The sequence below is a fragment of the Myxococcales bacterium genome, from assembly GCA_016712525.1.
In the GTDB taxonomy this organism is placed as follows: Bacteria; Myxococcota_A; Polyangia; order Polyangiales; family Polyangiaceae; genus JAAFHV01.
Genome location: JADJQX010000001.1, coordinates 1,712,267 through 1,731,749 on the forward strand (window position 1 = coordinate 1,712,267; position 19,483 = coordinate 1,731,749).

General features: G+C 69.7%; 16 protein-coding genes and 1 tRNA gene. 9 read left to right on the top strand and 8 right to left on the bottom strand.

Annotated elements, in window-relative coordinates; translation table 11 throughout:
• Positions 1-236 precede the first annotated feature (236 nt).
• The gene (locus IPK71_07305) at positions 237-2,867 is read left to right on the top strand and encodes an AAA family ATPase (protein MBK8213547.1); all 2,631 of its coding nucleotides are present in this window, start codon (positions 237-239) and stop codon (positions 2,865-2,867) included.
• 4 nt (positions 2,868-2,871) lie between these two features.
• Here the strand turns inward: IPK71_07305 and IPK71_07310 are convergent, their stop codons facing one another.
• On the bottom strand, positions 2,872-3,720 hold the full coding sequence (locus tag IPK71_07310) for an AraC family transcriptional regulator (GenBank protein MBK8213548.1): 849 nt from the start codon (positions 3,718-3,720) through the stop codon (positions 2,872-2,874).
• A gap of 30 nt (positions 3,721-3,750) precedes the next feature.
• On the opposite strand from IPK71_07310, the gene IPK71_07315 reads away from it, so the two are divergent.
• Together IPK71_07315 and IPK71_07320 are read left to right on the top strand one after the other, a co-directional pair.
• On the top strand, positions 3,751-4,131 hold the full coding sequence (locus IPK71_07315; protein MBK8213549.1) for a cupin domain-containing protein: 381 nt from the start codon (positions 3,751-3,753) through the stop codon (positions 4,129-4,131).
• A gap of 87 nt (positions 4,132-4,218) precedes the next feature.
• Positions 4,219-4,881 carry a glutathione S-transferase gene (locus IPK71_07320; GenBank protein MBK8213550.1) on the top strand — a complete coding sequence of 221 codons (663 nt, stop codon included), beginning with the start codon at positions 4,219-4,221 and terminating at the stop codon, positions 4,879-4,881.
• Between the two features lie 3 nt (positions 4,882-4,884).
• Here the strand turns inward: IPK71_07320 and IPK71_07325 are convergent, their stop codons facing one another.
• The gene (locus IPK71_07325) at positions 4,885-5,616 is read right to left on the bottom strand and encodes a hypothetical protein (protein ID MBK8213551.1); all 732 of its coding nucleotides are present in this window, start codon (positions 5,614-5,616) and stop codon (positions 4,885-4,887) included.
• Between the two features lie 290 nt (positions 5,617-5,906).
• Here IPK71_07325 and IPK71_07330 point away from each other — a divergent pair, with 290 nt between their 5' ends.
• The gene (locus IPK71_07330; GenBank protein MBK8213552.1) at positions 5,907-8,294 is read left to right on the top strand and encodes a ribonuclease H-like domain-containing protein; all 2,388 of its coding nucleotides are present in this window, start codon (positions 5,907-5,909) and stop codon (positions 8,292-8,294) included.
• Between the two features lie 11 nt (positions 8,295-8,305).
• Here IPK71_07330 and sthA read toward each other — a convergent pair whose 3' ends face one another.
• Complete coding sequence (gene sthA / locus IPK71_07335; protein MBK8213553.1) at positions 8,306-9,727, bottom strand: Si-specific NAD(P)(+) transhydrogenase; 1,422 nt, start codon at positions 9,725-9,727, stop codon at positions 8,306-8,308.
• Positions 9,728-10,003: 276 nt separating this feature from the next.
• On the opposite strand from sthA, the gene IPK71_07340 reads away from it, so the two are divergent.
• On the top strand, positions 10,004-11,533 hold the full coding sequence (locus IPK71_07340) for an RtcB family protein (GenBank protein MBK8213554.1): 1,530 nt from the start codon (positions 10,004-10,006) through the stop codon (positions 11,531-11,533).
• Positions 11,534-11,540: 7 nt separating this feature from the next.
• On the opposite strand, the gene IPK71_07345 is transcribed toward IPK71_07340, so the two are convergent.
• Positions 11,541-11,888 (bottom strand): helix-turn-helix transcriptional regulator, encoded by a 348-nt coding sequence (locus IPK71_07345; GenBank protein ID MBK8213555.1) that lies wholly within the window; start codon positions 11,886-11,888, stop codon positions 11,541-11,543.
• Between IPK71_07345 and IPK71_07350 the strand changes: the two genes are divergently transcribed.
• Positions 11,853-13,004 (top strand): NAD(P)-dependent alcohol dehydrogenase, encoded by a 1,152-nt coding sequence (locus IPK71_07350; GenBank protein MBK8213556.1) that lies wholly within the window; start codon positions 11,853-11,855, stop codon positions 13,002-13,004. The genes IPK71_07345 and IPK71_07350 overlap by 36 nt on opposite strands.
• A gap of 51 nt (positions 13,005-13,055) precedes the next feature.
• Here the strand turns inward: IPK71_07350 and IPK71_07355 are convergent, their stop codons facing one another.
• On the bottom strand, positions 13,056-13,952 hold the full coding sequence (locus IPK71_07355; protein ID MBK8213557.1) for an SDR family NAD(P)-dependent oxidoreductase: 897 nt from the start codon (positions 13,950-13,952) through the stop codon (positions 13,056-13,058).
• A 76-nt stretch (positions 13,953-14,028) separates the two neighbouring features.
• Here IPK71_07355 and IPK71_07360 point away from each other — a divergent pair, with 76 nt between their 5' ends.
• From IPK71_07360 to IPK71_07370, 3 genes are all read left to right on the top strand, one after another.
• Positions 14,029-14,562 (top strand): MarR family transcriptional regulator, encoded by a 534-nt coding sequence (locus IPK71_07360; protein ID MBK8213558.1) that lies wholly within the window; start codon positions 14,029-14,031, stop codon positions 14,560-14,562.
• Positions 14,563-14,674: 112 nt separating this feature from the next.
• On the top strand, positions 14,675-15,199 hold the full coding sequence (locus IPK71_07365; protein ID MBK8213559.1) for a metal-dependent hydrolase: 525 nt from the start codon (positions 14,675-14,677) through the stop codon (positions 15,197-15,199).
• Positions 15,200-17,065, top strand: a complete 1,866-nt coding sequence (locus tag IPK71_07370; GenBank protein MBK8213560.1) for a metal-dependent hydrolase — start codon at positions 15,200-15,202, stop codon at positions 17,063-17,065.
• Positions 17,066-17,280: 215 nt separating this feature from the next.
• Here IPK71_07370 and IPK71_07375 read toward each other — a convergent pair whose 3' ends face one another.
• From IPK71_07375 to IPK71_07385, 3 genes are all read right to left on the bottom strand, one after another.
• The gene (locus IPK71_07375; GenBank protein MBK8213561.1) at positions 17,281-18,069 is read right to left on the bottom strand and encodes a CPBP family intramembrane metalloprotease; all 789 of its coding nucleotides are present in this window, start codon (positions 18,067-18,069) and stop codon (positions 17,281-17,283) included.
• A gap of 73 nt (positions 18,070-18,142) precedes the next feature.
• Positions 18,143-19,216: an AraC family transcriptional regulator gene (locus IPK71_07380; GenBank protein ID MBK8213562.1), complete on the bottom strand. Its 1,074-nt coding sequence runs from the start codon at positions 19,214-19,216 to the stop codon at positions 18,143-18,145.
• Positions 19,206-19,282 (bottom strand) — tRNA-Arg (locus tag IPK71_07385). The genes IPK71_07380 and IPK71_07385 overlap by 11 nt, the downstream gene beginning before the upstream one ends.
• Positions 19,283-19,483 lie beyond the last annotated feature (201 nt).

Here is a 19,483-nt window from a genome sequence, read left to right on the forward strand (position 1 = left end):
AACTTTACGAGCCGAGGCCGCGACACCCACTTACACGACACTTATTTGCCCTTACGCTGCCGGACGGCGAGCCAAGGTTGGCTCGTTGACCCAACGGCATCTCGAAAGACCGCTGTCGCGCCGAGCTCCCGCTCGTGCGCGTCGGACGGAGACGATGTAAGGTCCAGGTAAGGCCGAGGTCGCTCGAAATTCCCTAGGCTCGTACCGAACGCCTCGAAGCCTCGAACGGAGTGTGTGTGACGACCGGGCTGTCATTCGTCGGCCGAGAAGCAGAGCTCGAGATCGTCGAGGCTCGGCTCGCCTCCTCGCGCATCGTCTCGCTCGTCGGTCCCCCCGGAGTGGGCAAATCGGCGCTCCTCGCCGAGCTCGTTCGCGCGCGTGCCCTCGGCGATCGCATGGCGCGCGTCGTATGCGACGAGCGCCACACCCCGCGTTCTCTCGGAGAGGCGCTGCTCGCCGCGGTCGGCACGACCGGCGTCGTCCCTCAAGGATCGGAGGACGAGGAGATCGCCGCGTTCGCGCGGCTCGCCGTCCGAGGCCGGAAGAACGTGCTCGCGTTCGACGACGCCGACGCTTGCCTGCCGGTCGTCGTGCGTTTCGTATCCGCGTGCCTCGGCGCGAGCGCCGCGTCGCGGTGCATCGTCACGAGCCGGGAGCGGCTCCGCCTCCAGGGAGAGTCTCTCGTCGTGATCGACCCGCTGGGCCTCGCCGAGGAGACCGACGACCCCGACGAGGCGGTTCAGGCGGCCGCCGTCCAGCTCCTGGTCGCACGCGCCAAGGCCGCGGACGGCCGGTTTCGCCTCACTCGCCAGAACACGCGCGCCGTCACCGCGCTCGTCCGTGCGCTCGAGGGTCTCCCCCTCGCGATCGTCTCCTTCGCGGGGCGGTTCGGCGCGGTGGGAACGAGCGAGCTCGTGCGGCAAGCCGAGCGCCGCGTCGGTCTCTTCGCCTCCCGGGAGATCGACATGGCCTCGCGTTCTCGCTCGATCGAGGGCGCGGTGGACGCGAGCTGGGCGAACCTCCCCGAGGACCTCCGCAAGACCCTCGCGACGCTCTCGGTGATCGAGGGCGCCTTCGGGCTCGAGGGAGCCCTGGCCGCGCTCGATTGCGACGAGGACCCGAAGGCCCGCGCGCGGGTGGGGCAGGCGATCGAAGCCCTCATCGAGCGCTCGTTGCTCCGCGTCGTCTGGCTCGACGAGCCTCGCCGCTACGCCATGCTTCGAGCCGTCCGCGAGTACGCGCGCGAGCGGCTCGACGAGAGCGGCCGAGCGGGGGAGGTGATCCGGGCGATGGTCCGCCGATTCGCCGCGATGCCTCGCCCGCGTGCGTACGGTGATCCGAGGCTTACCGACTTCGATCCGCTCACGTACGAGCAGGCGTTCGCGTCGGCCATGGCGCTCGGTCTCGTCGACGAGGCCGCGAAGCTCGCGCTCGCGCTCGGCACTGCCTATCTACGCCGAGGGCCCTACGGGAGGTACGTCGAGCTCTTGACGGGCGTGATCGCGCTTGGAGAGTCCCTCGCGCCAGAGCTCTTGGCCGAGCTCCACCTCGATCGAGGGCTCGCGCACCTCCTCGGCGGGCAACGCGACTCGTCCTTCGCCGACTTCGAGTCCGCCGCGCACCTCGGTCGGGCCGAGACACGCGCGCTCGCGCGGAGCAAGCTCGGTCTCGCCGTCGGTCTGGCCGGGCGCTTCGAGGAGGCGCGCCGTCATTTCGAAGAGGCCCGCGCGATCGTCGCGGGGCGTGAGCTCCCCGACGTCGAGGGGCGCATCCACAAAGACGCCGCCAACGTCTTCTCCGAAGAGGGCACCGAAGAAGCGCACGCTGCCCTGGTCGCGGCGCGCGCCTGCTTCGTTCGCTCGGGAAATCTCCGGGAGCGGGCGTTCGTCGAGCTCTTGCTCGCTTCGCGCCTCTGCGACGAAGGCAAGCTCCAGGCGGCCCGGCGCATGGCCGACGACGTGGTCGACGCCTTCGTGAAGGTGGGCGACGAACGGTCGCTCGGCTGGGCGTACACGATCGGTGGTTTGGTGGAGCAGGAGCTCGGGCGTTTCGGGGTCGCGCGAGAGAGGTACGCTCACGCCCTCGAGGTGACGAAGCGCGTCGGTGACGTCCAGACCGAAGGGCTCGTGCTCGGGTATCTCGCGGGTCTCGAGCTCGAGCTCGGTGAGGCTCACGAGGCCGTGCTTCGGGGCGGAGAGGCGCTGCACGCCCTCGAGATCGCCGGCGCGAAGCACGCGAGCTCGATGGTGCACGCTGTGGTCGGGTGTGGGTACGCGTGCCTCGGCCATCGCCGCCTCGCCGAGCAGTCGTTCGTCGCCGCGCGTGCGTCGGCCAAGGACGACGGTCGCGCCGCACGCGCGGTCGCAGTCGACCTCCTCGCGTTCGCGGTCTTCGGAGAGCCGCCCGGCGAGCGCGACGCGGTGCTCGCTCGCTCTCCCGTCACCGAGGAGGTTCGCTTCGCGCTGCGCTATCTCGGCTCGACCGAGCGGTCCGCCGAAGAGCCCGTCCCGTCGAGCCGGACGGTGCGCGAGGTCGTCATGGGAGACGACGGCGCATGGATTCGAGGGCCCGACGGCCGCGTGCTCGAGCTCACGAAACGCCCCGTGCTTCGGCGCCTCGTCCACGCGCTCGCCCGTGAGCGCGAAAAGGCGCCGGGGAAGGCCGTCTCGGCCTCACGCCTCCTCAAGCACATCTGGCCGAACGAGAAGATCCTCGCGCGTGCCGCGATGAACCGCCTCTACGTCGCCATCACCCGGCTGCGCGACGAGGGGCTCGTCGACGCGATCGTGCGCACCGCCGATGGGTACCTCCTGTCTCCCGAGGTCGGCTTTCGTCGCGAGCGTGGCCCGGCGCCGCCGGCCTCCTGAGCCGTCACTCGTGCACCTTGAGCCCGAACTCACGGGGGCTCTTTCCGACGACGCTCTTGAAGTCGCGCGTGAGGTGCGACTGGTCGGTGTAGCCGAGCTCCGCCGCGAGGTCGGCCAAGGAGGGCGCCTCACCGCGCTCGAGCCGCAGCGCCACCTCTTGGAGGCGGTGCCGCCGAATGACGTGCTTCGGGGGGGCGCCGACGTGCTCGGCGAAGAGCCGCTCGAGCACGCGACGATGCAGCCCCGACGCGACCTCGAGGTGCTCGACCTTGGTGATGCCGAGGTCGTTCGTGATGCGCTCCACGAGGGCTACGGCGAGGCTCGTGTCCTCGCGGTCGCGCGGGCGCCTCCTCGAGACGAGCCACGCCGACATGTGCCCGATCGCCGTGGAATCGTCGGGCGCGCCGCGCACGAGCTGCTCGAGTCGGCGCGTCGAAGGCCCGAAGACGTCTTCGAGGGGGGTGATGGCGTCGGTGTAGTGGCTCGCCGGCTCGTCGAAGAACGCCTTGGCCGCGCCGGCTCGGATCTTCACCCCCACGACCTTTCCGCGAACTTCGAGCCTTCGGCGCCAGAGGTGCGTCCACACCCCGACGACACGACCCTCCCTGCGCGTCTCGCCGTCCTCGATGACGACGTGCATGCACGGATCGCCGAGCAGCTCGGTCTCGTGCGGCTCCTCTTCGGGCAGGTCCCATTCCCCGATCCAAAAGGTCGCGACGACGTCGCGGAGCGAGGGCGGCGGCAGGATGGTCTCGCTGCGGACACGGCGCCCGCTCGATCGGCTCGACACGAGCCCGCGCGCGCGATCGTGAGGCTCCGGTCGCGTTTGTACAAGCGGCGCTCGGCCCGCCATGGCTACCTTCGGGCTCCAAGGAGAGACCCCATGAGAGGCATCACGATCACGAACGTTAGCACCCTCGCCGCCTACGAAGGCCCACACGCCATCCCCGGGATTCGCTTCCGCGCCGCGCGAGAGCCGCTCGGGGTGTCGTCGTGGGGGATGAACGTCCTCGAGCTCGACGCGGGCTGCGAGCTCTGCCCCGAGCACGATCACGAGACCGACGGTCAAGAAGAGGTCTACGTCGTCTTGTCGGGATCCGTCGTGCTCCGTGCCTCGGGTGAGGAGCGCACGCTCGTCACGGGCGATATGGCGCGTGTCGCGCCCGACGTGCGCCGGAAGCTCGTGACACGCGATCGGCCAGCCACGGTGCTCGCGCTGGGCGGAACCCCGGGAAAGCCGTACTCGCCGTCGATGGGAGGTTGAGCCGAGCGAGCCCGCGCGGACGTGCCGTAGGAGGCCTGGATCACGTTCTCCGCGGTCCGGGGCCCACCCGCGTGTACCCTCGCGTGCATGGCGAACGTCCTCTACGTCGGCAACAAGAACTACTCGTCGTGGTCGCTCCGGCCGTGGCTCGTCCTCACGTGGGGAAAGATTCCCTTCGAGACGCAGCTCGTGCCTCTCGGGGGAGAGGGATATGGGGAGCGGCGCATGCCGGCCGTGCTCGCCTTGAGCCCCCAAGGGTCGTTGCCGGTGCTCCACGCCGATGGCGAGATCCTAGGTGACTCTCTCGCGATCTCGGAGTGGGCGGCCGAGCGCTCTCCCGATTTGTGGCCCCGAGACGCGGTCGCGCGCGCGCACGCCCGAGCGGCGACGTGCGAAATGCACGCGGGGTTTGGCGCCATTCGGGCGAGCCTCCCCTGCAACATACGGCGGCGCGCGGAGCCTCGAGCCCTGTCGGGAGCGGTCGCTCGGGAGGTCGCGCGGGTCGACGCTCTCTTCTGCTCGCTCCGAGAGCGCTTCGGGGCCGGAGGTCCGTACCTCTTCGGGCCCCGGCCGACGATCGCCGACGCCTTCTACCTGCCCATCGCGACCCGCTTTCGTACGTACGGCGTCGCTCTGTCTCCGGTCGCGTCGGCCTACGTCGAGGCCTTGCTCCGAGACCCGGACTTCCTCGTGTGGGAGCGCGATGCCATCGACGAGCCGCTCGTGATGGCCCAGTGGGACTCGGCCTAGCCGTCAGCCGAAGCTCGGGCTCGACGAGCCCGAAGGTGGGTTCGCGACATACACCGGGGCCGTCGCGTTTCGGCCCGCTGCCCGACGAAACCCGGCGTCGCGAATGGTGCCGTTGGCGACCAACGCCTCGACGGCGGCCGTGCTCGCGTTCGTGTCGAGCCCAAGGCCCTCGAGGTGCGAGGCCACCTGGCGCTCCGTCGCCCCGCGCGTCGCGCGCTCGACATAGAACGCCACGATCGCGTCGAGGACCGACGGCGACAGCTCGGGCCGAGCCTCGGGTTGCGCGTCGCGGGCGCGCTTGCGCGTCGCAGGCGTCGTGGCCTCGGGGGCCGTCGTGGCGCGGGCGGCCTTGGCCTTCGGGCTCCTGCGGGGCGTGACTTCGGTGGACGCCTTGGCAGGGGTCTCGGCCGCCGTCGTCTTGGGTAGGGCGGCGACCCCGGTCGTGTCGCTCTTCGGCGCGGCCTTGGCGCTCGCGGGCCCGGGCTCGGGCACGACCTTCGAGGGGCGCGCGGCCTTGGTGGTCGCGCGGGGCTTCGTCGGACGGTCCCCGGCGCGCGCACGATCGCGGCTCGCCTTCGTCTCGGTCTTCGTCGCGACGGGCGCTCGGGTGGCGGTCGTCCGCATCGCCGAGGTCTCGAGGAAGGCGTGGAGCTCGTCCATCGGAGCCGCCCGGAGGGCTCGGACGATGGCGGTCGCGAACTCAGAGGCCATCGTGGCCAGCGTGTGCTGAAGCATGCTCGCGGGATACCCGTGCGCGCGGGCAGTGGCAAGAGCATCGCCGCCGCAGCACTTAGGTCAACGTGGTAAATGTCGCGCCGCCGTGCACGCCAGCGAACGGGCGGAGGTGTACGGCGTCACGTGGCGCCCACGAACGGCCAAATCCTGCGCTCGATCCACGCGAGCGTAGCGCCGTGGACGTGTGCGCCACCATGTGTGCGTGGAGGGCGCGCGAGGCGCGAGGTGTCCTCGAGGGCGCGCGAGGCCGCATGGAATCCGGCCCGCGTCGCGTGTAGCTTCGGGCGCACGTGAGCCCCGACCCGGAGAGAGCCGACGAGTGGGTCTGGGGTTGGGATCCGACTCCGGGGATCGTGTCGGTGTGGGCCGAGCCCGACGGCCGCGCGTACGTCTGGCGCAGGGTGAACGGCGCGCTCGTCCGGGACGACGAGCGCTACCGCCCGTGGATCCTCTTGCCCTCGCTCGCCGACCTCTCGCACCTCGGGCGAGATCTCCGCCCGCACCGCCGTGGGGCCGAGGGGATCACCTACACGGAGCTTCGTGGGGCGGGCGCCCTGCGCTTCGTCGTGAGCGCCGGGGACGCGCGGACGCTTTCGAATGCCGTGCTGCGCGGGTGCGAGCGTCGCCTCGGGCGATCCCTCCGTCACCTGCGCCAGCTCGGCGACGACGAGGTCTGCGTGCTGCCACCCGAGGAGCAGTACCTCGTCGCGACGGGGCGCACGTACTTCCGCGACCTCGCACCCGGAGCCGTGCGGCGACTCCAGCTCGACATCGAGACGACCGGGCTCGACGCCTCGCGCGACCGCGTGTTTCTCGTCGCCCTGCGCTCTCCCGAGGGCGTGACCACGGTGCTCGAGGCCCGGGGCGCGGCGCCTGCCGACGAGGCCGACCTCATCGGCCGTGTGGTGGCTCTCGTGCACCGCGAGGACCCCGACGTGATCGAGAACCACAACCTCCACGGGTTCGATCTGCCCTTCCTCGCCCGCCGGGCAAGGGCGCACGGTGTGTCGCTCGATCTAGGGAGATTCTCGGGCTTCGGGCTCCGAGAGCGCCCCGCACGTCGGGGCTTCTCCGTGGGAGACGGCGATGGGCCGCGCCGCAGGTACACCGTGCCGGGGCGCGAGCTCTTCGACACCATGGACGCCGTCCGGAGCATCGACTTCGCCACGAGGGAGCTCCCGAGCCATGGGCTCAAGGCCGTCGCGAGGCACCTCGGCGTCGCCGCCCCCGATCGCGAGCACGTCCGCGGTCACCGCATCTACGAGGAGTACCTCCGCGACCCGGCGCGTGTGCGCCGCTACGCCACGCACGACGTCGAAGAGGTGGCCGCGGTGTCGCGTCTGCTCGGGGGCGCCGCGTTCGCCCTCGCGCGTATGGCCCCACGACGCTACGAGCGGCTCGCCGACGCGGGGCCGGCCACGGGCGTGCTCGACCCGATGCTCCTCCGCGCGTACCTGAGGTCGAAGCGGGCCCTCCCGGAGCGTTCGCGCGGCGACGGGACACCGCACAAGGGCGCCGCGCTGCACCTCTTCTCCTCCGGAGTGGCGCGCCGGATCGTCAAGGCCGACGTCGCGAGCCTCTACCCGTCGCTCATGCGGGCGCACGGCATCGGCCCCTCGTGCGACGAGCTCGGCGCGCTCCTCGCTATCGTCGATAGGCTCGTGGTCTTGCGGCTCTCCGCGAAAAAACAGGGCCGCGAGGCCCCTCGAGGGTCGCCCGAGCGCTACGAGCACGAGGCCACGTCGGCCGCCATGAAGCTCGTCGTCAACTCGGCCTACGGGTACCTCGCCGCGGTCGGGCTCGTGCGCTTCTCGGACGTGCACGCGGCCAACGAGGTCACCCGGCGCGGACGCGAGACCCTCGCCCTCATGTGCCGTGAGCTCGAGAGGCGCGAGGTGGTGTTGCTCGAGGCCGACACCGACGGCGTTTACTTCTCCGTCCCCGAGTCGTTCACCGAGGCCGACGAGCGCCGCGTCGTCGCCGAGGTCGCCGCGCTCCTCCCCGATCTCGTGAAGCTCGAGCTCGACGGTCGTTATGCCGCCATGCTCTCCCACGAGCCGAAAAACTATGCGCTCCTCGGCTACGACGGTGCCCTCACGCTCCGCGGTGTGGCCTTCCGGTCGAGCCGCGCGGAGCCCTTCGGTGAGGCCTTCCTGCGGCGCGCGCTCGCGTGTCTGCTCTCGTTCGACGTAAGGGGGACCCGAGAGGCCTACGTGGCGACGGCGCTCGCCCTGCGGCACCGAGAGATCCCTACCCGGGACGTGGCGATGCTCGTCCGCCTCACGAAGACGCCGGCCGAGTACGCTTCGTCTCGCCGGGCGCGTCGCGAGCTCGCGTACGAGGCGCTCCTCGCGGCGGGGCGCACCGAGTGGACCCCGGGCGAACGTGTGCACGTCTATCGTGACCGTAGGGGGCGCCCGCGCCTCGCGCCCGAGGCCGACGAAGACGAGCTCCCCCTGGACTCCGACCCACGCGACTACGACGTCGACCACTACCTCCGTGTCTTGCGAGGCTCCTTCGTGGCGCGCCTCGAGCGGGCCTTCTCTCCGGAAGACTTCTCCGCCGTGTTCGACGATCCCGAGCAACCGACGCTCTTCACGCGCGCGCTCTCCGCCATCGTGCCCGTGCTCGAACGTGCCGACCCGGCGGGGTTCGACGAGTACTCCAACATGAAGTAACTATTTGGAATTTAGACGCAACGGTTCAGCCCGTTCAACGCCGCGACGCGGTAGGCCTCGGCCATCGTCGGGTAGTTGAACGTCTGCGAAACGAAGTACTCGATGCTGTTGTGCGGATCGGGCTGCGACATGATGGCCTGCCCGATGTGCACGATCTCGGCGGCCTGGTAGCCGAAGCAGTGGATGGCCAGCACCTTCTTCGTCTCACGGTGGAAGAGCACCTTGAGCATCCCCACCGGCTGCCCCACGATCTGCGCGCGCGCGAGGCTGCGGAAGAGGGCGTGACCGACCTCGTACGGAACGCGCTTCTGCGTGAGCTCGCGCTCCGTGGGCCCGAGTGAGCTTATCTCCGGGGTCGTGTAGATCCCCGTCGGCACCTCGTGCGCGAAGATGGGGCTCGACTCTCCTTCGATGAAGTGCGTGGCCGCCGCGCGACCCTGGTCGTACGCGGCGCTCGCGAGCGCGGGTGGGCCTATCACGTCGCCGACGGCGTAGATGGTGGGCACCGTCGTCTGGAAGCGCTCGTTCACCTTGAGCTGACCGCGGCTATCGGGTGTGAGCCCGAGCGCCTCGAGGCCGATGTCTTGCGTGTTGCCCGTTCGCCCGTTCGCCCACAAGAGGAGATCGGCCTTGATCGATTTTCCGCTCTTCAGGTGCAAAATCACGCAATCGTCGCGGGTCTCTACGCGCTCGTACTCCTCCATGTGGCGCAAGATCGTGCCCTGATCGCGCAGGTGGTACGCGAGGGCGTCGACGATCTCGTCGTCCAAGAACGAGAGCAGCTTGTCGCGCGTGTTCACGAGCGTGACCTTCATTCCGAGCGTTCGGAACATCGACGCGTACTCGCACCCGACGACGCCGGCGCCGTAGATCACGATCGAGTGCGGGTTCCAATCGAGCCGCAAGATGGTGTCGCTGTCGCGCACGCGCGGGTGCGAGAGATCCACGTCGGGCGGGTGGTAAGGGCGCGAGCCCGGGGCGAGGATGATGCCTCGCGCGGTCATGCGGTTCTTGCCGCCTTGTGGCCCTTCGACCTCGATGGTGCTCGCGTCGACGATGCGCGCGAGCCCCCTCACGACCTTGACCTCGTTGCGCTCGTAGAAGCCGCGCCGGAGCTGCACTTGGGCGCGCACGACCGAGTCGGCCGAGCGGAGCAGCGTGGGCAGATCGACCGAGACGGCCGCGGACACCTGCGAGAGCAGCGGGTTCGCGCGGAGGTCGGCCACCGTACGGATCGAGTGGCGGAGCGCCTTCGAGGGAATCGTGCCCCAGTGCGTGCAACCCCCGCCCACGTCGTGGTGTCGCTCGACGACCGCGACCCTGAGCCCCGCTTTGGCCGCTTGCATCGCTGCGCCCTCACCGCCCGGGCCGGAGCCGAGCACCACGAGGTCGTAATGGGTCGAGCAAGAATCGGGTTCGGCCGGCGCGCTCATCGTGCTCGCGAGGCTACCACGAGCGGGGCGCGCGTGAGGCACCGCGCCACGTCAAGTACTCGGAAGCGCAAGGCTTTCGCGGGCCTCCCGACCGACGCAAAGGCCGCGGTGGCGCGTGGTGCGCGCGGCCGCCTTCCTTGACACGCACCTACGCGCGATCCAAGGTCATGCCGCTGCTGTCGGTGCGTTCGCGCGCGCCGAAGGAACGAAACGCCACGAGCCCGCCGTGTCCCGGCGAGGCGTGAGTCGCCCTTTTCTCCTTCGAAAGCAGCCATCATGGCCCTCCCTGGCTACGTGCGTCCGAGCTCGGACGCTACGTTCTTCCACGTCGACAACCCCCTTGGGGTCGACGTTCGTCTCTTCGCGAATTCCCGCGTCCCCTTCGAGGAAGACGCCTTTCACCAGCTCTTCGATTTCCTCGACGTCGTCCGCGCCATCGACGAGGTGCGCGCCCACGACCGCACCTCTCCCCATCCCTTCTTCGGCGACGCTCCCGCGGGCGTCGATCGCGTCGTCCTCACGCCCGACTTCCACAAAGGCGCGCTCGTCCCTGTGGGCACGGTCGTGCGCGCGAGGTCGTTCGTCGTCCCGAAGGCCATCGGGAACGACGTGTGCTGCGGCATGCGCCTCCTCGTGACCGATTTGCCGGCCGAGGCCATTTTTCCGCACCTCCCGGCGATCGAAGCGCGCCTCCGCGCCATCTTCTTCGGAGGTGAGCGCGACATCCCGATGTCTCCCCGCCAGCGCGAGGCGCTCCTCCGCGGCGGCCTCCCCGCGCTCCTCGACGTGGGCGAGGACAACGCGTCGCGCGGCATCTGGCGGCGCATCGATCTCGCCGCGGCGCGAGACGACGTCGCGCGCGTGCACCATGAAGGACATTTCCCCACGCGCAGGCTCTTCGGCTTCGAGGGGCTCGTGCGCTCTTCGGGGGCCGTCGATGGGCGAGATCCGCAGATCGGCTGCGTCGGCGGGGGCAACCATTTCGTCGAGCTCCAGCGGGTCGACGCGCTCCTCGACGGTTACGCGTCGCGGGCGTGGGGCCTCACGAAGGGGGCGCTCGCCATCATGGTCCACTCGGGCTCCGTCGGGCTCGGGCACGCCGTGGGCGGGCATTTCATGGAGCGCGCGCGGGAGGTGTTCCCGCAGGCCGTCCGTTCGCCGCGGGGCGGTTTTTTCCCGCTCCCCACGCACGGTCCGCGCGCCGAGGAGGGGCTCTTCTACCTCGACGGCATGGGCAACGCCGCCAACTTCGCGTTCGCGAACCGCCTCTTCCTCGGGGAGATGGCGCTCCGGGCCATCGCCGAGGCGACCGGCCGCAACGTGAGCGGGCGTCTCGTCTACGACGCGCCTCACAACGTGGTCTTCCGCGAAGGCGACGTCATGCTCCACCGCAAAGGTGCGACGCCCTCCGAAGGCCCGGAGGCGCCGGACTGGATCGGTCGCCCCGTGATCATCCCGGGCTCGATGGGGGCGGCGAGCTACCTGCTCGCGGGGACGGGGAACGGCGCGGCACTCGAGAGCGCCTGCCACGGCGCGGGGCGCGCGATCTCGCGTGGGCGAGCGGCGCATGCCCCGTCCCGTAGCTTCGGCGATGCGCTCGGGAAGCTCCGGGTTGTCGGGCCCATCGACCCACGATCTCCCATGCTGGCGCGCCGGCGCGACGTCCTCGCGAAATACGAGAAGCGCCTGATGGAAGAGGCCCCCTACGCCTACAAGGACGTCGAGCCCGTGGTCGACTCGGTCGAGGACGCGAACGTCGCGCGCAAGGTCGCGCGCCTTTGGCCCCTCGTCACGGTGAAAGGATGAGCCATCCTCACACGAGCCTCCGTTTGTACCGCTCGCCCCACTCGCGCAGACCGAGCAGCACGGGCTCGAGCGAGCGCCCGAACGCGGTGAGCTCGTACTCCACGCGCGGCGGCACCTCGGCGAACACCGTGCGCGACACGAGGCCGTCCTCCTCGAGCTCGCGGAGCTGCACGGTGAGCATGCGCTCGGTGCAGCTCGGGATCCGCCGCCGGAGCTCGCCGAACCTGTGTTTGCCTCCCTTGAGGAGCCAATAGAGCACGACGCCCTTCCACCGCCCGCCGATGACCCCGAGCGCGGCCTCGACCGCGCAGTTCGATCGATGGTCGTCCCCCCGTCGCGATCGGGTGGCTTCCATTTCCACGATACTTCCCTTTTCGGTAGTACCTGCGGTTTTCATGCGTACTTGCGCCATGGTTCGTACGGTACGACGTTGTCGCTCGTCTCGAAAGGAGCCCCCGTGAAAGCCTACGAAATCGTCCCCCGCGAAACGAAAGACCCGTTCGACGTGCTGGTTCCCACAGAGCGCCCGTCGCCCGAGCCCGGGCCGGGTGAGGTCAAGGTGCGCGTGCGCGCCGCGTCCCTGAACTTCCGCGATCTCTCGATCGCGCGCGGCGCGAAGGGCCGCGCCTCGCCGGTGGTCCCCCTGTCCGACGGGGCAGGGGAGGTCGTCGCCGTCGGGTCCGGCGTCTCGCGGGTCGCGGTCGGCGATCGTGTCGCCGCGTCGTTCTTCCCTACGTGGCTCGACGGTGACCTCTCCGACGCCCACCACGCCCAGGCGCTCGGAGGCGGTCGCGACGGCATGCTCGCCGAAGAGGTGGTGCTCCCCGAGGCGAGCTGGATCCGGCTCCCCGAGCACCTGTCGTTCGAAGAGGGCGCGACGCTCCCGTGCGCGGGCCTCACGGCGTGGCACGCGCTCTTCGAGGCGGTCACGCTGCGCCCGGGTGACGTCGTGCTCGTGCAGGGCACGGGCGGTGTGTCGGTGTTCGCCTTGCAGCTCGCGAAGAGCGCCGGTGCGCGTGTCATCGTCACGTCGTCGAGCGCCGAGAAGCGCGAGAAGGCGCGGGCGCTCGGGGCCGACCACGTCCTCGACTACGTGGCCGATCCCGCGTGGGGCGACGCCGCGCGCGCGCTGACGGGGGGGCGCGGGGTCGACGTGGTGGTCGACGTGGGAGGCCCGGGGACCTTCGATCAATCCGTGAAGGCCCTCCGGTACGGCGGCACCATGAGCCTCCTCGGGGTGCTCACCGGCACGAAAGGGGAGGTGAACACGTACGGCATCTTCCAGAAGACCCTGCGCGTCGCGGGCATCTACGTCGGCTCCGTCTCTATGTTCGAGCGCTTCGTGCGTGCCCTCGCCGCGAACCGCACGAGGCCCGTCGTCGACCGCGTGTTCCCGTTCGACGAGGCCCGTGCAGCCTACACGTACCTCGCGAGCGGGTCCCACTTCGGCAAGGTGGTCGTCGCGATTTGACGTCCCGTCGCGGCGCTCACCCGGCGGGGGGGCCGTCGTCCGTGTCGGGCCTCAGGTTGCCCAAGCCCTCGGGTCGATGCCGGCGCGCTCCTCGGCGTGGCGGAGGGCAGCCTCGCAGACCTCGTCCGTCAGGGGCGCGGGCCACGGCACCTCTCTCGAGCGCGTGTCGTAGTACCTCCCCGTCACGCCCTCGAGCGCGGGCGACGAGGCGAGGTGCACCGAAGAGCGCGAGGCCTTCTCGGCCGACTTCCCGCCGTCGTCGCGCATCATGAAGCGGAAGAGTGGCCACGCGAGGCGCATGAAGAAGGGCATGTCGCCCGCGGTCACGCTCTTCGTCATGCGCGTCACGGCTTGGCCGGGGTAGCAGACGTTGACCGTCGGGGCGATGCGGCGTGACAGCGCGCGCATGACCGCCATCATCGCGAGCTTGTGGTGCGAGTACCGCGTGAGGGGGACGAACGCGCTCGCGCCCTCGAGGTCTTCGAGATCGAGCTTGGCCGGGTGCGACCCTCCCGTGACGGTCACCACACGTGGCCGCTCGCCGCGCGCGAGGTGCCCGCGGAGCTCGTACGTGAGGAGGAGCGGTGCCAGGACGTTCACGGCGAACCCGGTCTCGATGCCGTCGGCCGAGAGCTCGGGGCGGCTCGCCATGAGCCCCGCGTTGTTCACGAGCACGTCGAGCTTCGCGAAGCGCTCCACGAACCCCCGCGCCACGGCTCGCACCCCCTCTTTCGTGACGAGGTCCCCCAGGACGAAGTCCACCGCCCCCGAGCCGGCGAGCTTGCCGCGGAGCTCGAGGACGGCGCGCTCGGCCGCGTCGCGGCTGCGCCCGGAGAGCACTACGGTCGCCCCGAGGCGCGCGAGCCCCTCGGCCGTGGCGAGCCCGATGCCGCCGGTCGCGCCGGTCACGAGGACGACGCGTCCCTCCATGGCTCGCTCTCCGCTCACGGCCGGGCCTCTGCATGTAGATGTGTGCGCACGCACGTATTATGGACTCCGGGCCACTTTGGGTCAACGATGGGGCATGGGCGAGCTCTTCACGAAGCTGGAACGCGCTGCCTGGGGCGGCTTCGTCGTCGCCCAGGGGCGGCTCTTCCAGCGCATCGAGGACGATCTTCGTCGCAAGTTCGGCATCACGCACGCGGAGCTCGAGGTGCTGCTTCGGCTCGCCTTCGAGGGGAACGGGCGCGCGCGCATCCAAGACCTTTCAGCTCGCAGCCTGCTCTCGCGCAGCGGCACGAGCCGCGCCGTGGATCGCCTCGTCCGCGCGGGCTACGTGGACCGCGTAGGCGCCGAGGAGGACGGCCGCGGCGCCTACGCCGTGCTCACGTCGCGAGGTCGAACGCACTTCCTCGCGGCGGCGAAGGCCCACGTGGCCCTCGTCCGGAGGGACTTTCTGTCGCACTTTTCGGCGGACGAGCAGGAGACCCTCGCGGGGTTCTGGCGACGCATCGCAGACGGCACCACCCCTACGGAGCACACCGCGCCCGCCGATCCCGAGCCACCGCGGCCTCGCGCAGCACGGCGCCGCCCCCGCGCGAAAGCGACCTCCCGCTGACGTGCGCGCCCGACCTGCACCCATCCTTCACGTCGCGGGTCGGTCGGGGGCTCGAGCCTCGCGCGGCGACGAAGCCGCCCACTCCGCCGACTTTTGGTAAGCTCGTGATCCCTTGGCGAGCATCGGTCATTTTGCGGTCGGGTTGGCGGCGGGTCGGGCCTACTCGAACGAGCCGTCGACCATGAAGAGGGCCATGGCGGCGTTCTGCGTCGTCTCGATCTGGCCCGACTTCGACGCCGTGGGGTTCCTCTTCGGCGTCGACTACGGCGATCAGCTCGGTCATCGCGGGGCGACGCACTCGATCGTCGTGGCGCTCGTCGTGGGCCTCGCCGCCTACGCCTTCGCCGAGCGCCGTGGCCTCCCCGCGCGTCGCACCGCGCTCTTCACGGCCCTCGTCGCCGTGAGCCACGGCCTGCTCGACACCATGACGTTCGGCGGTGGCCTCGGGTGCGCCCTGCTCTGGCCGTTCTCGGATCACAGGTTCTGGGCGCCGCTGCGCTTCATCCCCGTCTCGCCGATCGGCGCGCGCTTGCTGTCGGCGCGTGGTCTCTACGTGATGGTCGTGGAGCTGCTCATCTTCGCTCCGTTCTGGATCTACGCGACCTTTCCCCGGAAAAAGAAGCCCGCGGGCGACTAGGTGGCCTCGCTCTTCGCCCACGCCGCGCTCCCGCTCCTCGCCTCGAGGGCGCTCGCGCTCCCGAAGAGCCACGAGCGGCGAGCCCTCTTGGCGGGCGTACTGTGTGGGTGTCTACCCGACCTCGACGTCGTCACGTACGCGCTCGAGATCCGCGCCAACGAGCCGCTCGGGCACCGCGGGCTCTTCCACTCGCTGCTCGCGTCGATCGTGCTGGCCACGGTCGCGACGTGGTTCGTGGGGCGCGGCCTCGATCGCCGCGGGCCCGAGCACCGCCGCGTCTTCCTGTTCCTGCTCTTCTCGGCGGCGAGCCACGGCGTGCTCGACGCGCTCACACAAGGTGAGGTGGGCGTGGCGCTCTTCGCGCCGTTCTCGCCCGTGCGCGTCGCCTCGCCGTGGAAGCTCCTGCCCGCGTGCCCGGTCGGGCTCACCGAGTACCTCGGGTATTTCGGCCTCCTCACGTTCGCGAACGAGGTGCTCTATGCGGCCGCGCCGGTCGCGCTCGCGGTGTCCCTCCTACGTTCGCGCAGGCCCGAGCTCGCCGAGACGGAGCCCACACCTCGCCGTGTGCTCCTCGCGTCGGCCGCGTGGCTCGCTGTTGCCGTGGGCCTGCGCGTGGCGATGCCCGAGACGTTCGCGCCCACCGTCCCGCGCGTCCTCGAGCCCGTGGGCACGGCCGACGCGGGGCGCCTCGAGGACCTCCCGCGCGACGGATTGCCCGAGAACAAGCTCGTGACACGCCTCCCCGAGCTCGAGCGCCTCGGCCTCTTCGGTCGCCGCCTCGAGCCTCGCGCCGAGCCATGGTCCTCGACGTTCTTCCCCTCGTGGTACGGAGGCGAGGCAGGGCGATGGACCGAGGGCTCGGTCCGGCTCGGCACGCGCACGCTCACCGGCTTCGATCCGCCCACCGAGGCCGAGGCCCGCGCCTGGCTCACGAAGGCGGCCGGTGGAGACGCCTCCGCCGAAGCGAGGCTCTTCACGCTCGCGCCCACCGAGAAGGTCGACATCGCCTTCGGAAAGCTCGATTTCCCGGCCACGCGCCAGGGGCTCGGCCACTCGCACAACGGTCACCCTCGGTATTGGAGTGGGCGCTGCAACGGCGTCGCCACCGCGTCCCTCGTCGTGCCCGAGCCTTTTCGCGTCGTCGAGGTGGTCGGCCCCTCGGGGCAGAAGGTGCGTTTTCACCCGAACGACGTGAAATCGCTCCTGTCGGTCGCCTACTACACCGCGCAAGACGAGCGCATCGTCGGAGACTTCTGCCGCGAGGTCGCGTTCGACTCGGGCCGCACGTGCAGCATGAGCCCGGCCGTCTTGGTGATCGCCCTCGCGAACCGCATCGGCCTCGCGCGTGAGTCGTTCTTGATCGACGCGCTGCCCACGATCGCGAAGCAGTACTACGCCGTCGCCGCCGCCACGATCACGCTCACCGGCACTCCCCGCGCGCCCGGCACGACGCCTCGCGCACCTGCTCTCGACGGCAAGGTCGACCGCCTCGTCGACGTACGCATCGATCTCGTCGTGAGCTCGACGACCCTCTCCTACGCGAAGGTGAACGTGCCCGACCGGAGCGCACCCGACGGCAGCCGCTACACGCGTGTCGGCGTCGTCCCGGTGCCCATGTCGTACACCGCGGAGCTCGCGCTCGATCGCGACGGAGAGCTCGTGGGTGGCCGCTGGACGGGCGACCCCGCCGACGGCCCGGACGCCATTTTCATGGGCCTCGGAGGCCCCAAGCTCGAGCCCGACGGTCGCCTCTCGGCAGCCACCGAGATCCCCTGGGGCTTCGTGCGCGCGCTCGCCGAAAAGTCCGTCGAAGAGGGCCCCACGACGCCCCGCCTCGACCTCGCCACGTGCGCCACGTGCCGCTGATCACGCCTTCCAGCGCACACGCGCTCGCTACCGCGGGGGCTTCCTCGTCGCTGTCGGCAGAGGGACCAGGGACGGCCCTCGGTCCCCAAATCAACAGGCGACAAGGCGCCGCTCGGAGAACGCATGGAGAACTTGGAGCCTACGCTCGTCTTCGCGCGGGCCGGGCCGGAGGCGCTACGCGGGATCCATACGCGGAAGCGTGCGGATTGCAGGGCTTACCGCAGGCTCGGAGCGTTCTGGTCGTGACGCCGCTTGTCGCCCGCGCGCAGCGCAACCAAGGCCCAGGTCGAGGCGATGGCCGCAAAGACGATGTTGAAGCCATGCAGCCCGACCAGAGCGAGGGGGGCCGCTTCGAGGTGATCGAAGTGCGCGCCCGCATGGATGGCGAGCGCGACCGCAATGCTGCGGCCCGATCTCTCCATGAAGAGCGCGATCACTGGCGCGTAGGCCAGCGTGAAGAGCATATTCATGGCGAAGGTGAGCCAATCGAAACCGGAGGATGTCGGCGTTACGGCGTATGCGAGGTGCCACACGCCCCACATCAAGCCGACGAGCAGCGCTCCGCGCACGGCCCCCCATCGCTCAAGAGCGCGAGCGTGCAAGAAACCTCGCCACCCGAATTCCTCGCCAAGGGGGAAGACGATCATTGCCGCGAATGCTTCCGGGGTGAGCGGCAGGTGCAGCCAGCGATCGGGCGTTCCGCCGATCGCTGTGTAGGAGAGGTTCGCCGCGAGATGAATGGCCGCCGGTGCGAGGAACGCCAGCACGAGCCATTTCGGATGGGTCTTCCATCGTCCGAAGACCTCGCGAAGTGTCTTCCTTCGCCACGCCACGACGAGGGCCGCGAGTAGGGGGCCAAACGCGCTGACGCCCGCGAGGGCGATTGCGCCGGGCGACGGATTTTCGTGTGCCATCCATGCGCGTGCCGCGGGGGCTGCGCTCGTCCACGTGATGGCGCACGCGATTGCGAAAAATAGGGCGATGTCGCTTCCACGTCGTTGCATGCGCGGCTTGTAGACGCGCCTCACCGGGCGGTTCCCCGATGGCGGCATCGAACAGTCATTTTGGCGCGTGCTGTCAGGGATCGTTCCACCGTTTCATCGCGTGGTGCAGCGCCGAGTCGTCCGAGTAGCCGAGCTGCTCGGCGACCTGCGTGTACGTCATCCCTTTCGACAGTAACGCCGGCGCGAGCTCTCGTCGGAGGTGCTCGACGATCGACTCGAAGGTCGTTCCTTCGTCTTTCAACCTGCGCTGGAGGGTTCGAGAGCTCGTTGCCATCAGCTTCGCGGTTTGAACGAGCGAGCATCGTCCTCCGACGAGCGTCGCTCGGACGATGTCGCGAACGACGTTCGAGTGTCGAGAGCTAGGCTGCAGCCGTGCGATGGCCAGCTCGACTTGAACGGTGAAGATGTGTGCAAACGCTTCGTTTGCGTGTCGCAACGGAAGCTCGAGGACGTCACGCGAGAACACGAGCTCGCTCACCCGCGCGCCGAACACGACGTGCTCTCCGAAAATTCGGCAATGCTCGGTAACGTCCACGGGAGCCGCGTGGCGGAACCGAACGCATGCGGGCGCGATCTCGGTGCCCGAAAATGAGCGAACGCCGAGGACCACCTCTGCCAAAAAGCATTCGTCGGCGTGGCGTGCGGCGAGCCCCGCGTCGAAAGGCATCGCCGCCCGGACTACCACGCCGCGAGGATCTTCGATCAGCGCGGCCCGCGGCCCGTCCGTCCAATACGCTTGAATGCGAACCATTCGTTCGAGCGCAACGAGGACAGTGGGACTCGCCATGAGGAGCAGGAGCCCGGGGTCCATGATCCCCGGATCCTGAACGTCCCTTGCGAGCTTCAGACCGAAGTTTGGTTCGTCGATCAACGCGAGCAGGTGATTTTGGAGCCTCTCGGCGACCTCGTAGGGAAGCCGGGCACGTGGATCGGCGAACACGTCGGCCGTGAGACCGAGCTCGCGGATGGCGGAGCCGACATCCGCGCCCCGCCGTTCGCAGAAGCGCAGTGCTCTTGCGAGCTGGAGTGTCGAGATCGCCCCGGCGGAGGCCATGTGGAACGCCTGATGGTTCGCAACCGCCCCTGAAATCCGCGGCGGGTCCCGCCTCTCGCAGAGAGAGTGTGGGTCGTTACGATGGCGCGCCACACAAGATTCGAACTTGTGACCTTCGGCTTCGGAGGCCGACACTCTATCCAGCTGAGCTAGTGGCGCTTCGGGAAACGGCGTCTCTTACCGCGTTCCTCGCCAACCATCAAGCTACATTTGGGGCTCGTTCGCGGAACAATGGGTTCTGGTCAGCGGGACGACCGGTGGATCCAAAAACCACCAGCAAATTCTGCGGGTTACGGTGGGGTTGTAGAGTTCCACCTCACGTCATGGAGTGGGCGCTTCCAAAAAAAACTGTCACAACAC